The following is a 15,803-nucleotide window of genomic DNA, read 5'->3' on the forward strand; positions in this document are numbered from 1 at the left end:
CTGTCCCGGTGCCAACAGGCCCGGGACAGGCATTTTAACCAACTATTTTACAGTAATTCCGGCTGTAGCCCAATATTTCTGAGGCAGCCATATCTTCCCGGATTGCGGGTCTACCGCGAATTCGGTATCGGTATCGCTGATATAGATGCTGTGGTCTTTCCCGTTCCAGGTGATCCGGCTGGGCGTTTCAAATATTACTTTCACATCAGTGGCGCTTTGTTTCAATACAAACTGGTTGTTGCCGTTGGGTGATTTCTCCACGTCGAAAACGGGGTAGACAACAGCTGGTTCGGGCCTGTTTTTTGACGGAACTCCCATAGGAGGTACCGCGCTGGCCTCATCGTACTCTGACAATTTTGTTTTCATGATGTCAGAAGCTATCTCCTCCAGTTGTTCCTTGCTAGCATTTTTCAGCTCAAACTTTTTGACCAGCTTCATGGCTGTATCATACAAACTATGCGTATGATCGGTGCTGAAAATGATAGCGTAAAAGTTAGAATGCTGACGGGGGCCATAGGTTACGGTTTTCACCCTGACGATTGTTTCCTCTGCCTTGTTGTTGTACAGGGGCAGATAGGTTTTATACAATCCTTTCATGACAGGCTTTAAAGTCTCGTCATTAGCGGCAATAACGGCGTAATTACTAAAGCCCGGCGGCGGTATCTTCATGGGCGGTGGTAGCATTGGAGGGGGCGGGAGCAGCCCCCCTTTGCTTTTTACCTGCTTAACAGGCGGCGGTGGTGGCGCCGGCAGCGCACTGGCGTAATATTTAGCGATAATATATTTCCCTTCAGTTTTAAAATCAGAATAGTCTTCTTTCAGCGGGATGATTTTACCATCTTCCTCGCTGCGGAGGTACTTTTTGGTTTTTTCCGTGACGAGCGTATAGGAGACATTGTTTACCGTGGCTTCGCCGGGATTAATATAGGCAAACGTCAGTATCTTTCCCGTGGAGGTGTTCACAATCAGGTCTTTTACGTCGTCGTTGAAGTTGTACAGCGCGAATTCTTTTCCTGAACGGAACTGCTCACAAAACTTGTGAACGGGTTTTACCAGTTCATTGCCCAGCGTGTCGGTAACGCCGTACATCTTGTCCACACGGAACGGATGATACTTGTTTTGGGCAAAGGAGGTACTGCTGACTGCCAGCAGCAGCGCAGTGGTCAGTAGTTTTTGCATGCTCTTGTATGTTGTGGATATTGAATGGTGGAAATTGATTGGGTTAAACAATTAATGGCGAAAATAGGGATTTTTCCGCTACTAGTGGTGGGTGTTTCTTTGGTTTAAATTAATTATTTTCGTTTCCCTGTTTGACCACTTCTGCCTATTGTAAGCATTGTTAGCATCTGTCACCCAAAAAAATATCTTATGAAAATTGGCATCATTGGTTCCGGCGCCGTAGGGCAGACGTTAGCCAAAGGATTTAAAAATGAGGGCCATGCCGTAACCCTGGGCACCCGCGACATTTCCAAACCGGAGGTTGTTCAGTTCAACAAAGACACCGGCATTCCCGTAGCAGATTTTGAAACCACCGCGAAAACGGCTGAGTTGATCGTGCTGTCCACCAAAGGAACGGTGGCTGCTGACGCGCTCCGGCTGGCAGGTATCGCCAATCTTGATAAGAAGATTGTTATCGACACCACCAACCCCCTGGCAGAAAAAGGCCCCGACCATGGCGTATTACATTTCTTTACTACGCTGGATTTCTCCCTGATGGAGCAGTTGCAGCAATTGGTGCCGGCCGCCAGGTTTGTAAAGGCATTTAATTCAGTGGGCAATACCGCCATGTATAAGCCGCAGTTCAGCGAAGGGCCCCCGTCCATGTTCATTTGCGGTAACGATGAGGAGGCTAAGAAAACGGTGACTGACCTGCTGACTGCCTTCGGCTGGGAAACGGAAGACATGGGTACTGTAGAGGCTGCGCGGGCGATTGAGCCGCTGTGTATCCTGTGGTGTATCCCCGGGTTCCTGCATAACAGCTGGTCACATGCGTTTAAGTTGTTGAAATAAAAATACTGTTCGCTGTTTTTTGTTTTTCTGGTAGCCCGCAGTGGTGAAATAAATATTTCGTATAGGGGATCAAGACGAAAAGTTGGGGGATGGAGTAAAAACACATTGCCTGGCGACAGAAATGAGAAAGGAGTGTTTCCCTGGATATATCGCTATGATACATACAGCATCCCTATAGTAACCCAGGGGTAAAGGTGGACTTGATGCGGGGGTGTTCTTTGGATGTATAGTTTTAATGAAATATAACAGGAAGGATGGAGAAGATGCAGGACATGCATGTAAAGGCAGGCTTCAGATTAAGCCTGCGGGCAGTAGGTTGGAGCATGTAGTTCAAAGGGAGTTATGTTTGTTCATCAGTATACAGTTGCCAGACAGGAAATGGCTTATTCCCGCTGAATGACAGGCAGCAGGAGTTGCACTGAGGCAGCGGCAGGTATTTTTTCTGACTGCAGTTTTAACCGGGGGAATTCCGGACAGGTCTGTTTGTACAGGGCCTCCGGCAGGGGTTGTGGCGGCTCTGCCGCAATAATATCAGCGGCGAAGTATTTCGTGTTGCAGGAAGGAACATGGTCCTGTATGCCTCTTACCTGTAGAACAACTATCAATGTTCCTTTACCCGGTACATCCACATTACATGCTGCTCCTTTAAAATCTTCTCCGGTTTTTACTGTGAGTACAGCGCTTTCCGTACCTACTACCTGGTGTGTAGCGAAATGGATACGGGCGGCGATCACCTTTATTTCCAGGCTGTCGATGCCCTTACATGCAGGTAATGCCTGTGGCGAAATGTACAGGATGCCATCATGGGAAAGCCTGGGTGCATGGATGAGAAACCTGTCTGTTCCCGTATGCCGGTTGAACCTGAAGCCGGTAATGCTCCTGATGTTATTACCGGTGGAAGGAATGAGTGCGCTGGTCAGCCTGTTGATATGCCCGCTATCGCAACCAGCATCCAGCTTGCCGGAAAAAGCACTGCGGATGAGCGCCCCTTTTTTGCTGGCTATGCCAAATCGTTGAGCGGCCCTGCAGGTAGCTGCCGTCTGCCGGACGTATGAAGGCATGCTTCGCAGGAAGTGTTTGCCATTACGCCTGTAACCGATCAGGTTGCCGAGCCTGCCGGTGAAGGTGATGATAGAAAGCTGTTTTGCCATAACGAATGATACTGATGATAGCTAAAGATAACATTATCAGCAAAAGCCATTTGATGGCCATACTGAAGATTATCCAATAGTAGGGGCTGGCTGCAGGAAAAATATTCAGGCGGAGTGCATCGGGCATTAGATATCCGTTAAAGCCGGGTGAACCAGGTTTAGAAAATTTTGAAAATACAAAACAAGAAAACAGATACACCGTTTTTCGGTCCCCAACTTTTCAACTTGATCCCGTATCGGCCAATAAATGCATTAAAAAACAAAGCCAGGCATGTTTATCTGCCTGGCTTTCGCACTTTTAAAGAAACCCGATCGTCATGATACGGCCGCGGGAGCTACCGCTGCATAATGCGCGGGGTACAGTTTCCGGAACATCAGATAAGCTGCGGACAATACGGTGAAAGCAATGATGGCGTCCACGGTGGCCGGGAAGCCCAGCACGCTTATCTTGGAAAAGAACGCAAAGGTGATATCGAAGAACATACCGGCAAATACCCATTCTTTTAACCGCAGGAATTTGTTGGGAATTAAAAGGGTGATGATACCGGCAATTTTGAATACACCCAGTATGTAAATGAAATGCGGAGGATAACCTAACTGTTGGGTAATGCCCCATACGATGGGGTTTCCGGTCAATTCAAAGAATCCGCTTGCGCCAAACCAGAGTGACATAAAAATAGTGGCTGACCAGTAGATGATAGTAGCTGTCTTAGTGTTCATTTTTTTAAGTTTTAGTAAGATGAAAAATGGAGATGAGTTTATTCTGCTAAATGTCCTGCCTCTATGATAGCCGCTGTAAAGGCTTCGGGGGCTTCGGCGGGCAGGTTGTGGCCTACGCCTCCCGTAATAGTATGATGCACGTATTTCCCTTTGAACTTGGCGGCATAAGCTGCAGGATCGGGATGTGGCGCGCCATTGGCGTCTCCTTCGAGCGTCACGGTGGGTACGTTGATCACCGGGCCCTGTGCGAGTCTTTTTTCCAGCGCATCGTATTGTTTTTCGCCGGTGGTCAGTCCCAGCCGCCAGCGGTAGTTGTGGATCACGATGGCTACATGGTCCGGATTATCGAAGGAGGCGGCGCTTTCGGCAAAGGTGCTGTCACTGAAGTGCCAGTCCGGAGAAGCTGTTTGCCAGATAAGTTTGTTGAAGGCACAGGTGTTGGCTTTATATCCTGCCTGCCCGCGTTCGGTGGCAAAGTAAAACTGGTACCACCATGCCTGCTCGGCCTTCGGTGTTAACGGCGCCTGGTTGGCCTGCTGGCTGCCGATGAGGTAACCGCTGACAGACACCAGTGCTTTGGTACGCTCCGGCCATAAGGCCGCGATGATATCTGCTGTCCGGGCTCCCCAGTCAAACCCGCCGATAATGGCCTGTTGTATTTTCAGTGCATCCATCAGCGCAATGATGTCTGCTGCAAAGACCGACTGCTGGCCGTTGCGTTTGGTCTGCGCAGAAAGGAACCGGGTGCTGCCGTAGCCACGCAGATAAGGCACTATTACGTGGTAACCTTTGGCGGCCAGTTGCGCAGCCACGGCGCTGTAGCTGTGGATGTCATAAGGCCAGCCGTGAAGAAGAATAACGGCTTGTCCGTTTGCCGGGCCGGCTTCGGCGTAACCTACATTCAGCACGCCTGCTTTGATTTGTTTGACAGGCCCCAGGGTAGCTGCGTTGTCCACGGCGAATGCTGCTGTATTACCGGTTATGATGAGCAGCGCTGCTGCGATGATTTGTGTGATCGTTTTCATGATTTATGGTATTTGTACTGGTTTATAACGCATGATGTAGGTAATTCTCTCTGCCTGCGTCGCGGGACGTTGTAGCGTTCCAAAGTCAAGCCGATAGGCAATAGAATCGTGACTGCCGGCCTGTACGGTTTCTACGCTCAGTAACTCGCCGTTTATCTTGCTGCCGAAGTATTGCGGATTATCGTGATAGCGCCAGGTGACCAGTTTCATGACGGTGCCTGCTGCGGGATGATTGCCTTTTGCGAGTGACTGAAGGGCGCTGTCATTGCCGTACAAGACGGACATGGTTTCCAGTTTCGGGTTCAGAGAAGAAGCGATGAATTGCAGGTCGCCCGGTTCAAATACAATACGTGCCTGGTCATGGGTGGAACGCTCATTTTTACAGGCGGTGAAAAATGCAACGGTCAGTAACAGGTAGAGCATGCGGTTCATTTGGAAAGAATTTTTTCGGTTAAACTTGCAGGATTTACTTTCATCGGAACATCGAAGAGATAGCCGGTGGAGGCTGACAGCTGCCGGTGGCAGCCGATGCAGGATTGCTGCGCAAACAGTGCATCTTTTCCGGTCGGGGCCAGCTTTTGTCCGCTGAACTTGGCGAATCCCCAGCCTTCTGTGTCCTTGTATTTTTCAGCGTTCTTTTCCATGAACTGTGCGTTGACAAACTCACCGGGCCTGATTTCTCCGTCGGGCTGTTCCTCCTGTTTCCATACGGCTTTCACTACAACAGCGCCATCAGGCCAGGGGAAGAAGTTTTCTTCACGTACCGCTTTTACCGCGATGTCATTGCCATAAATAACCCGGATGGAATGATCAAAGAGGGTGCTCATGCTGATGACCGTCCACTGTTTGAAGGCATCCGTGTATTTCACACCGTTGGGAGACACCGGGAATGTTTTGGGTGCGGCGCCGGCGGTGGCTGGTGGCGTGTTGTGTGGCGCTTCGTTGCCGGAGCGTGATAACGTATATTTTTTCACCACCTCGATATCCTTCTCTGTGACTTTTGCGCCCGGATGCAGCAGGAGGTACTCGCGGAGCGGCATTTTACCCGCCTGCATCATGTTGAGGATAGCGTACATTTTGCCGGTACGCTCGCCGGTAGACAGTTTGTCCCATTCTGAGAAATTCATCACTTCCCGTGCGCGGTCAACATCTTTTTTTACTGCCCAGGAGGCCGGCGCCAGTTGGTCGAACCAGCTCAACTTTTGCTCGTTGGAGTGGCAGTTGTAGCAGGACCGCTGCAGGATGGCCAGTACTTCTGCCGGCGCTTCATCCATATGGCCGGTGACCGGCTTGGAGGCGATCGGCTGGTTGAACAATTGAAGGCCGATCAACACCGCTACAATGGCAGCCGGAATGATGTAAATACGTTTTATGCGTTGTGTGTTTTTGGTCGTTTCCATGTGGATTGTTTTTTCCGTATTTGATAGCTCAAAGGTAGATGCAGCGCGGCCGGGAAGGAACCTGAAACTGGTGGGTTGGACATATTGGAGGCTGAATTAGACATTTCCTGCCTCCAATAGCGGGCTACCATTCCAGTTTGGCCGCCTGTGTGATGGCGCCGGTGTTTTTATGCTGTACAAAAGCGATCACTTCCCACCCGTTTTTTTGAAAATCTTCCGGCAGGGAGAGCGTTATTACTCCTTGTTCTTTCGCCTCTTGCTGCTGCAACCGACGGACAATCTGCACATGGGTAAGCTGTTTACCGGCGTTCTCACCGGCGCTGACCTGTGAACTGGCATTTTTCTGTACCAGCGCCACCAGGATGTGTGCTTTTTTGTTGGGCACGGCGCCGGAGTAGGTTATTTTCAACTCCCTGCCTGCCTGTTCTGCGTTTAAAGACAGCGGCTGGGCGCTTGTTTCCCGCAATGCGGCACTGATAGACCCTAACACGGCGCCTTCTTCTGAACCCACCATTTCGGTCCTGCCGTTAACGATCAGCTGTGGTGTGTAGATGTTGTTGAGGCGCAGCCAGGAAGCATATTGTTTTTGCCTTTCGGTAAAATCAGCCTGACTGAAGCGGTCTTTCCATCCCTGGTGGTCCCAGTAATCCACGTGGAAGGCCATGATGTAAAGCTGTTTGTTGTTATTGCCCTGTTGCAGCTTTGCAATCAGTTCATCTGCCGGCGGGCAGCTCCAACAGCCTTCGGAGGTAAACAGTTCCACCACTGCGAACCCTTTGTCATGGCTGTCTTTCTGAATATTTTCTATCATGGTTTGGTGGTTTGCGTTTCTAAATGCCATCATGGCAATGAAAATCAGCGGGAGGCCTATATACAGGGCGATTTCTTTAATGTATTTCATGATGAATCTGTTTTAGGAGGTAATGACAAAGGGTTCCGGGCAGGCCTTTCTTCCGGGGAAGAAAGGCCTGTTGTGGTTTATTTGGAGGCTGCGATGATCACATTGGCTACTTCCTTCGGATGGGAGACAAAGACAGCGTGACTGGCGCCTTTGATCTCTGTGATGGCGGCGCCGGAGCGTTGGTACATGTTTCTTAAAATAACCGGATTGATGCTTTTGTCGGCTGTGGGAACGATGCCAAACGATGGTTTGTTATGCCATGCGGCTGCCGTTACCGGAGTGCCGAAAGAAGCCGCTACTATGGGTTTCTGGGCATCTGCCATAAAAATTGCCTGTTCGTGGGAAAGGTCTGCGGCGAAACCTTTATGGAATTTTTCGCGGTCATAGTATACCAGTCCGTCTTTGTCCGGCGGCAGGATACCGTTTTCCGGCAGGGCAGGAGCGGTACCTAACCATTTCGTAGTGGCTTCGCCGTTATCCGGCTGAAAGGCCGTCACGTACACGAGGGAGGCCACTTTTGGATGTGCGCTGACTTCTGTGATCACGGTGCCGCCCCAGGAGTGGCCTACCAGTACTGCGGCTCCGTCTTGCCGGTCCAGCGCTTTTTTCACCACGGCTGCATCGTCTTGCAGGGAGGTCAGCGGAATCTGGGCGATGGTAACATGGTATCCTTTTTTAGTGAGTATATCGTACACGCCTTTCCACCCGGAACCATCTACGAAAGCGCCATGTACGAGTACCACGTTTTTGATTTTCGAAGCGGTGTTTTGCGCGGTGGCCACGGTGGTGCTGAACAATACCGCGATGAGGGCCGAAAACAGGAGGCTGAGTTTTTTGCTGATGGTTTTCATATTAGATAATATTAGTGGTGACGTTGATGTTTCCTTTGATAGCTTTAGAGTAAGGGCAGGTTTGGTGGGCCAGGTCCACCAGTTGTTGGGCCAGTTCGGGCGCCACGCCGGGCAGGTGTACCAGGAGGCGGGCCTGTAAAAAGTAGGCGCCGTCTGTGGTGCCGAGGTCCACTGCTGCATCTACCAGCGTGTCCTGGGGTAAGGCAGTGCCCAGTTTTTTAGCGGCCAGTCCCAGTGCCCCGATGTAGCAGGCAGACCATCCTGCGGCGAAAAGTTGTTCCGGGTTGGTGCCGGCGCCGCTGGTACCGGGAGGCGACAGTAATATATCCAGTCTGCCATCGTTGCTTTTGGCGTTTCCTTCTCTGCCACCAGTGGTGCGGGTTTGGGCAGTATACAATACTTTCTCAATGGCTACTGTGTTGCTGTTGTTCATCGTTTTAAATTTTAATAAGGTGATGTGAATGTTTTTTTATTTATTTGATGTTGATGTTAAAAGAGATGGTCTCCGGAGGGAGGCATTGGCGGGAACTACAGACGGTGAACTCGATAGTACCTTTTACGGCGGCGGTTTTGCCGGTCAGCTTGACTTTCTGTTGAAACACCACTTCGTGTTCGAAATAGCTGATGTCTGCACCGAACAGTTTCTCAAACCGGGTAACAGGTTCCGGCTGATCAACATTCCCTTCCGGACGGTAGGATGGATCGGGGAGGAAGTTGAAGGCCAGTCTCACCGGGCTGTTGGCGGGATTGTTCAGTGCGTACAGATGCCATCCGTCTGCGAGGGTAGCAGTGATCAACAGCACTGCTTCACCGGCAGCTGTTTTCCGGGCGGTATAGCTCCATTTAATGGGCTGCCCTGCCAGTACAGGTGTGGCTGCGTAACTGAAGCGGGTTAAAAGGCTGGTCAGTAGCAGTATCAGCGTGAACGATATCTTTTTCATCTTGGGTGTTTTTAATGTTGTTGAGATGTTGCTGCCCTGTCAATCCTGCGGTGAGCAACGATTACAGCACAAAGAGAACACAAAGCGGAGGGAAGGCATAGTACAAACCTGTTGAAGCCGGCATCCTGGCAGGTGAAATGGACAATAGCTACCCTGACGGATTTTGGCCCGGAAAAGGAGAGGGAGGGTGGGTTGTCCAGGTCAGGGGGAGGATTGTCTGATTCACGGGCGGATATGCCTGATTCAACCACTGAAATGGCGGCTTTCCGGCGTGGGAACAATACATTTGCAACAGATCAATTACTAAAAGGTGAATACACAACAACAACCGGCATTTAAAATATCCAACCGGATCATATGGTTAAGCTCTATCTCTTTGGGGATACTGACCGCCATTCCGAAAATAGCCGATCATCATTTTGTGCTGTATGAGGCGCTGGTGGATGCCGCAGTAACTTCGGGGTTCTCGCTGCTGATATGGTACTATAACGTATATACGTTCCCGTCATATACCGCCAAAAATGCCGGCGGCGGATTTGGTACCAAACGGTTGCTGCGGAATTTGCTGGTGGGGCTGGTCATCATGTTCGTATTATCATGTATCCAGCAGTACCTGTTGTCTCACCTGAATTTCGGTCCGGTGATGCTCATGTTTGAGGTAAGGGGGATATTGATCAACCTGACGTTTTATATGTTTATCCACCTGTTGCACCAGAGTTACCTGAACCAGCAGGTGTCGCTGGAGCTGGAACGCACCACCTCCGCCAATCTGTGGGCACAATATGAACTGCTGAAACAGCAGGTGAACCCGCATTTCCTATTCAACAGCCTGAATACACTGAAATACATGGTGGAGAGCGATGACCGGCAGGCGGTCAACTTCATCCTAAAGCTGTCCGATTTTTACCGGTTTACGCTGGAAAGCCGGAAGCTGGACCTGATACGGCTGTCGGAGGAATCAGAGATACTGGACTCCTATGTATATCTGCTGAAGGCCCGCTTTGAAAATGGGTTTGAACTAAAAAAGGATATTTCGGAAGAAGTATATGCCTCTATGATACCGCCTTTTACATTACAGTTGCTCATTGAAAACTGTATCAAACATAATATTGTTTCGGAGGGAAAGCCGTTGCATATTTATCTTTATTCCACTGCGGAACATATTGTGGTGGAAAATAATATCCAGCTCAAACGGGTGCCCGAGTCCTCCACAGGGATAGGGCTGGAGAATATCAGCCAGCGGTATCAGCACCTGCTGGACGGTGAAATGATCATCGATGTTACCGCTGAAAAGTTTATCGTTAAATTACCGATTATATATGAACGCCATCATCATTGAGGATGAAATCAAGGCCGCAAGGTCATTGGAAAACCTGATCATAAAGTTACGCCCGTCTATCCAGGTACAGGCTAAGCTGCAGAGCGTGGAAGCGGCCATCGACTGGTTATCGGACCACGAAATGCCCGGCCTGATTTTTATGGACATCCAGCTGTCTGACGGCCTGAGTTTTGATATATTCAAGTCCGTTACCATTACCTGTCCGGTGATATTCTGTACAGCCTACGGCGAGTATGCGCTGGACGCCATCAAAGCCAATGGGGTGGACTATCTGCTGAAACCATTCTCCGAAGATGACCTGAGAGCGGCCCTGGAAAAAGTAGAGAATTTCCGGAATTTTTTCCAGCAGCACTCCGGCAACAACCTGGAGGACCTTATTCGTAAAATCAGTGTGGACGAGGGAAAGAAGAGTTTCCTGGTGTTTAAGAACAATAAGTACGTGACCGTGCAAACCGATCAGATCGCGTATATCTATATCAAATACACGTCGCCTTCTATTGTTACTTTTAAGGGAGAAGAATATACCATTACCCAGTCGCTGGACCAGGTGCAGAACCAGTTATCGGCGAAGCAGTTTTACCGGTTGAACCGCCAGTATCTTATCAACTTTGCGGCTATCAAGGAGGTGGAACATTATTTCGCGCGAAAACTACTGGTAAACCTGCAGGTGGCTACTCCCGAAAAACTGTTAATCGGAAAAGAGAAGACTGCTGTTTTCCTGCGCTGGCTGGAGGAAAGATAGGATGACGGGGTTAATATGATAAACAGATATCATAATATCCGGGTTGTAAAAGATATTGCGGGGAATTGAATTTTAATGTAAATTCACGCAACATATCTTTAAACAACAATTGTATTAACCCTTTACATGTATGGCCCAACTGACCGATACTATGTTTAGCATTGATGGTAACCCCGTATTGCAGTTCACCTCCTTTGCGCTAAACCAGTCCATATTTGATCATCATCAGTTTACCTTAATTTGTCCGGCACAAGCCATTGATGGCCTTAGCGGCATCTTTTCGTCCTCACGGGACATGATCGGCAGCACCTTTGGAGCACACATCTCCGGGGTGGGTCTGAAAGGAGACCTAACATTCAATGGTATTGTCACCAGTGTGGAAACGTCACGGGTAAACGGCCAATACGGAGAGATCATTATCTCCGGTTACAGCCCCACCATCGTGCTGGACAATGGTCCGCATTGCAAAACCTGGGAACAGAAGACACTGCGGGATATTGCGCAGGACGTGCTGCGGTTCTTCCCACAGAACCAATTGTCTCCCAAAGTACAGCCCCTGGCGAAGGAATCATATGACTATATGGTGCAGTACAAGGAAACAGCATGGGCTTTTTTACAGCGTATCAGCGCTGAAAACGGGGAGTGGTTGTTCTGGGATGGCCGTAATCTCGTGTTGGGGCCGCCTACCGGTGATGCCAAGACTTCCCTCGTGTATGGGAGCACGTTAAGCCACTTTAACATCAACCTGAATGCGCGTCCTACCCGGACACAATATATGGGCTGGGACTACCAGAACAGTGAGCTGTACACCAGTGTGCCCCAGGCAGAAAACGTAGGACAGAAAGCCGGGCTCAACTCCCTCGGTGAAAAAGTGCATGAAAAAGCACAGACCATCTTCAGCACACAGCCCAAGCAGTGGAACTTCCGTTATACCGGCAGTAAAAAGCAGCAGGACGAAATGGCCACGTTGCACAGCGCCATGGAAGGCAGTAAGATGGTCCGCCTGACCGGTCATAGCGGGCACCCAGGCGTAGCCATCGGGGCCAGGACGGAGATCGTGTCTAACAACGTATTTAACGGCAGCACCGAAGGTTATGGCGAATATATCGTGACCAACATCAGTCACTTTGTAGATACCAAAGGTGATTACCGTAATGAGTTTACCGCCGTACCGTCTTCCATCCACCTGCCGCCGGTTTCCATACCGCAGGCGCCCGTTTGTGAAACGCAGAGCGCTATCGTGACCGACAACCACGACCCCAAAGGCATAGGCCGTATAAGGGTGAAGTTCCATTGGATGAACGGCGAGGAAAAGACGCCCTGGGTGCGGATAGCATCGCCTCACGGCGGTGGCGGCAAAGGGCATTTCTTTGTCCCTGAAATTGACGAAGAAGTGATTGTAGGCTTTGAAAATGACAGCGCCGTCAAACCTTATATCATCGGTACCGTTTATCACGGCAGTGCCAATACTTCTTTTAGCAACGCCGAAAACGATATTAAAACCATACAAACACGCAGCGGCAACAAGATCATCTACAATGATGGCAATAACAGCATGATCGTACAGGACGCCAGCGGCAACACCGTCACTATGGACGGCAACGGCAGCATCATTATCGACGCGTCCAGTGCCAATGTGACCATCAACGCGCCCAAAACCATGAACCTGCGCTCCACCGATATGAACATCGTGGTGGACAACAGGCTGCACATGACCGTCGGCAACATGCTGCAGATGGACGTGGGCAACCAGATGATGATCAACGCCATGGCCCAGATGCTGGTCAACACACCGGAGATGAAGCAGATGGTCTCCAAATATCTGCACCTGCAGGCCACCAAAGCGTTGATCCATACTCCTAAAGGGGAGATGAAGATCGAAGCGGAGGACTTCTATATCGCCGGACAGAAAAAACTGTTCCTGCATTCCGATGAAACGGCCACGCTCAACTCCAAAGGCACCGCCGAAATGAAAGGCCAGCAGGGCAACAAACATAGCAACAGCCCTATGCAGTACGAGGCGGCCACGCCCGAAATACAATCCAAATGTATCGTGTATTTCCGGCCTAAGAACGGCTGGGCAGGCGAGGACTTCGGGTTCGACTGGTACCGCAGCACCGATACCGGCAGGGATGGGGACATCAAATATGATGAACATATCGGCAAACACTACCAGGATGCCGCTTTCACCACGCTGCTCACCAACCTGAACGACTATTCCGCCAATTTCAAAAAGGACGATGTGATGATCCGCTCCCTGAAATCCAACGAATACTACGCGCATAAGATAGTATGGAAGCCTCAAAAAGACGCTGCCGGTGCTGAAGTGAAAGATGCCAGCGGCGCCACTATTTATGAGCAGTATTTTGGCGCGTGGCTGAGCCTTTACCCGGCACAGAAGACCACGCCGCCGCCTGCAGCGGCCGCCGCAGGCGCTCCCGCTTCCACGCCTCCGGCGCCTGTATCCACCGGATATACCAACACCAAAGCCACGCTGAGCCTCTATGTGGAAATTGAAGAAGAACCGGACCTGCTGCGCTTTGAAGACAACAGCCACTTTACCATCACCCCCAAAGAAACCAACGTAAAAGGAAAAGGGAAAGGGCTGCATAAACTGAATGACGCCATCACGATAGAATGCCTGACCGAATTTGCCACTGACCAGACAATTATCGTGAACGCGGTAACGAAGAACCCCGACGGTACTGAAACCGTGAAAAAAGCCGGGTTCGTGAAGGTAATGGCCAATAACTCCGCCAAACGCCGCAAAAAGAAAATTGTGCTGGTGAAAGTGGCCACCCCGCCCATGTCTACCGCCGTAGCGCAGACTGGCAGTACCAGCGGGCAGAAAGACCTGTTCGCCAAATACCTGAAGCAGGCGCTGATCAATGTGGAAGTAGTGGAAGAAACGCTGAATGTGACTGCAGATCCTGGTTTCCAGTCTGGGGGCAACTATAACAACAGTGGCCAGATAGTAGCTTATTATATTGGCAGCGGTGCACCATCAGGTTTTGTAACGTTGGAGAACCACCTCTATAGCAAACTGAAAGACCAGCTGAAAGCAGCCAATCCGGCAGATGAACGCAAATATGACGGGTATTTCAGGGCCTACTATATGGGTGAGGGCGGCGGATATATGCAGGGCGGTACCCTCAATGGACTCAATGGTTATTCCATTGGGAGCTCCGTGATGCTCTTCCCGACGAAGAATGACCAGACTGCCGCGCATGAGTTCCTGCATTCGCTGAACCTGCCGCATACCTTCAGTAATCCGGGTTCCAGCCCTAACGCTAAGTATACGTACCAATATAAACTTACGGAGAACTTGATGGACTATTCCCACCAGGCCAGCCCGGCTATCGTGAGAAGTGCCCTGTGGCACTGGCAGTGGGTGATTGCTAACGCCAAAGCAGACCCGGAATAAACCATAAAACCATGTTTATGACTAAATACATCCTGCTATTTTTACTGACCATAGGTACTGCGTGTAATGCACAGATAACGAACCAGACCAAACAAACAAAAGGAAATAATATGAACAATCCTGTTGTAACAAAAGACTTTGAAAAATTCGATTCCGTACTGTTTGATAACAGGAAAGATAAAAATGAGAACGTGCTGAGAGCCACGCAGCCCGACGGTTCCTACCTGGAGATGACCGTCTGGGATGGCGGTATGGGCTATAGCCTCACGCCCCGGTCTTCCTATTATATGCTGCAGAAAGTTTATTATAAGAACAACGGCAATATCAAAGCCAAAGGACTTTATTTTAATAACGGGTTTCTGCAACTGGGCACCTGGTATGAGTTCGATGAACAGGGGAGAATGGTCAGGGAGGTCAACTATGACAAGGACTACCACCTTAAACTGGAAGATGTGCTCAGGTTCTGTGAGCAGGAGGGTATCCGGGTAGACAAGGGACCGATCCTTCAAAGCACTGGTTATCACACTAAGATCCGGAGGGCCGGTAATACGCAGGGAAAGACCTGGACCATTGAATGGCTGAAGCAACCCGAAAAGGTGGAGAAGGTCATCCTGGATGACGCTACCGGCAAGGTGATTAACAGAACGGAGACGAATTACACCAATAATTAAGATCTTGCTATGCCGCAGAAGATAACAGAACAGGCAGTCCTGATGTGCGACAAAGGGGCTGCCCCTTCAAAGCTGAAAGTCACCAGCCAGCAGTTTTACGAGGTGGATGGTAAGCTGGTGGCCACGGAGCAGGACAAGGGCGCCGAAGTGAACATCCCTAATTTCGGCGCCTGTACCATTACCCGTGGTAAATGTGTGCCTGCGCCGGTAGCATGGCAACAGACAACTGAGAAGGACACCATCAACGATATGAAGATACTCACCGAACAATCTACCTGCCAATGTGGGGTGGGTGGAAAAATCTCTATCCAGCAAAAAGGCTACGGGGAAAATCACGAGGTAGCTTAACCAACCAAAAACACAGTTTTTACGTAACTTATATGACGGGGAGCATTTTGCCTCTGCCGGTAGTATCGTATTTGATCATCCCTATTTGCCCTGGCCGGGGGTGAATTTTACCACCTGGTTAAGGTGTTTTGCGTTGCTGCACCAGGAAGCGACCCAGTTCACCGGCATAACCATCGTGATAGATGCTGCCATAGGCTGATTAAAAAACCCGATTATCAAACTATCTTTACAAACGGAACATCAGCGAAGTATAAGAAGCCAACAGTTACAGGTAAATGGA

At 50.0% G+C, this 15,803-nt stretch carries 16 protein-coding genes; 6 read left to right on the forward strand and 10 right to left on the reverse strand.

Annotated elements, in window-relative coordinates:
• Nucleotides 1–42: 42 nt before the first annotated feature.
• The gene (locus HHL17_RS15935) at nt 43–1,179 is read right to left on the reverse strand and encodes a hypothetical protein (protein ID WP_169225672.1); all 1,137 of its coding nucleotides are present in this window, start codon (nt 1,177–1,179) and stop codon (nt 43–45) included.
• Nucleotides 1,180–1,368: 189 nt separating this feature from the next.
• Between HHL17_RS15935 and HHL17_RS15940 the strand changes: the two genes are divergently transcribed.
• Nucleotides 1,369–2,010 (forward strand): NADPH-dependent F420 reductase, encoded by a 642-nt coding sequence (locus HHL17_RS15940; protein ID WP_169225673.1) that lies wholly within the window; start codon nt 1,369–1,371, stop codon nt 2,008–2,010.
• Between the two features lie 383 nt (nt 2,011–2,393).
• Here the strand turns inward: HHL17_RS15940 and HHL17_RS15945 are convergent, their stop codons facing one another.
• The 9 genes from HHL17_RS15945 to HHL17_RS15985 all read right to left on the reverse strand — a co-directional run bounded on the left by HHL17_RS15945 (nt 2,394) and on the right by HHL17_RS15985 (nt 8,999).
• Nucleotides 2,394–3,161, reverse strand: a complete 768-nt coding sequence (locus tag HHL17_RS15945; protein ID WP_169225674.1) for a hypothetical protein — start codon at nt 3,159–3,161, stop codon at nt 2,394–2,396.
• Nucleotides 3,162–3,476: 315 nt separating this feature from the next.
• Nucleotides 3,477–3,881, reverse strand: a complete 405-nt coding sequence (locus HHL17_RS15950; protein ID WP_169225675.1) for a DoxX family protein — start codon at nt 3,879–3,881, stop codon at nt 3,477–3,479.
• A gap of 38 nt (nt 3,882–3,919) precedes the next feature.
• Nucleotides 3,920–4,906, reverse strand: coding sequence for an alpha/beta fold hydrolase (locus tag HHL17_RS15955; protein WP_169225676.1), 987 nt, complete (start codon nt 4,904–4,906; stop codon nt 3,920–3,922).
• Between the two features lie 3 nt (nt 4,907–4,909).
• On the reverse strand, nt 4,910–5,338 hold the full coding sequence (locus HHL17_RS15960) for a hypothetical protein (RefSeq protein WP_169225677.1): 429 nt from the start codon (nt 5,336–5,338) through the stop codon (nt 4,910–4,912).
• Entirely contained in the window at nt 5,335–6,306 is a 972-nt protein-coding gene (locus HHL17_RS15965) for a heme-binding domain-containing protein (protein ID WP_169225678.1), read from the reverse strand. The genes HHL17_RS15960 and HHL17_RS15965 overlap by 4 nt, the downstream gene beginning before the upstream one ends.
• Nucleotides 6,307–6,430: 124 nt before the next feature.
• Nucleotides 6,431–7,207 carry a DUF1223 domain-containing protein gene (locus HHL17_RS15970; RefSeq protein WP_169225679.1) on the reverse strand — a complete coding sequence of 259 codons (777 nt, stop codon included), beginning with the start codon at nt 7,205–7,207 and terminating at the stop codon, nt 6,431–6,433.
• Between the two features lie 77 nt (nt 7,208–7,284).
• A complete protein-coding gene (locus tag HHL17_RS15975; protein ID WP_169225680.1) occupies nt 7,285–8,058 on the reverse strand; it encodes an alpha/beta hydrolase in 774 nt (257 codons plus the stop codon).
• A 1-nt stretch (nt 8,059) separates the two neighbouring features.
• A complete protein-coding gene (locus tag HHL17_RS15980; RefSeq protein ID WP_169225681.1) occupies nt 8,060–8,491 on the reverse strand; it encodes an organic hydroperoxide resistance protein in 432 nt (143 codons plus the stop codon).
• Nucleotides 8,492–8,531: 40 nt separating this feature from the next.
• Complete coding sequence (locus HHL17_RS15985; protein WP_169225682.1) at nt 8,532–8,999, reverse strand: protein-disulfide reductase DsbD domain-containing protein; 468 nt, start codon at nt 8,997–8,999, stop codon at nt 8,532–8,534.
• Nucleotides 9,000–9,309: 310 nt separating this feature from the next.
• Here HHL17_RS15985 and HHL17_RS15990 point away from each other — a divergent pair, with 310 nt between their 5' ends.
• The 5 genes from HHL17_RS15990 to HHL17_RS16010 all read left to right on the forward strand — a co-directional run bounded on the left by HHL17_RS15990 (nt 9,310) and on the right by HHL17_RS16010 (nt 15,523).
• The gene (locus HHL17_RS15990; RefSeq protein ID WP_169225683.1) at nt 9,310–10,338 is read left to right on the forward strand and encodes a sensor histidine kinase; all 1,029 of its coding nucleotides are present in this window, start codon (nt 9,310–9,312) and stop codon (nt 10,336–10,338) included.
• Nucleotides 10,319–11,080, forward strand: a complete 762-nt coding sequence (locus HHL17_RS15995) for a LytR/AlgR family response regulator transcription factor (RefSeq protein WP_169225684.1) — start codon at nt 10,319–10,321, stop codon at nt 11,078–11,080. Before HHL17_RS15990 ends, HHL17_RS15995 begins: the two co-directional genes overlap by 20 nt.
• 130 nt (nt 11,081–11,210) lie before the next feature.
• Entirely contained in the window at nt 11,211–14,504 is a 3,294-nt protein-coding gene (locus HHL17_RS16000) for a type VI secretion system Vgr family protein (RefSeq protein ID WP_169225685.1), read from the forward strand.
• A gap of 17 nt (nt 14,505–14,521) precedes the next feature.
• Nucleotides 14,522–15,175, forward strand: coding sequence for a hypothetical protein (locus HHL17_RS16005; RefSeq protein ID WP_169225686.1), 654 nt, complete (start codon nt 14,522–14,524; stop codon nt 15,173–15,175).
• A 9-nt stretch (nt 15,176–15,184) separates the two neighbouring features.
• The gene (locus tag HHL17_RS16010) at nt 15,185–15,523 is read left to right on the forward strand and encodes a DUF4280 domain-containing protein (RefSeq protein WP_169225687.1); all 339 of its coding nucleotides are present in this window, start codon (nt 15,185–15,187) and stop codon (nt 15,521–15,523) included.
• Nucleotides 15,524–15,803: the final 280 nt, after the last annotated feature.

It is taken from the genome of Chitinophaga fulva, assembly GCF_012927205.1.
GTDB lineage: Bacteria > Bacteroidota > Bacteroidia > Chitinophagales > Chitinophagaceae > Chitinophaga > Chitinophaga fulva.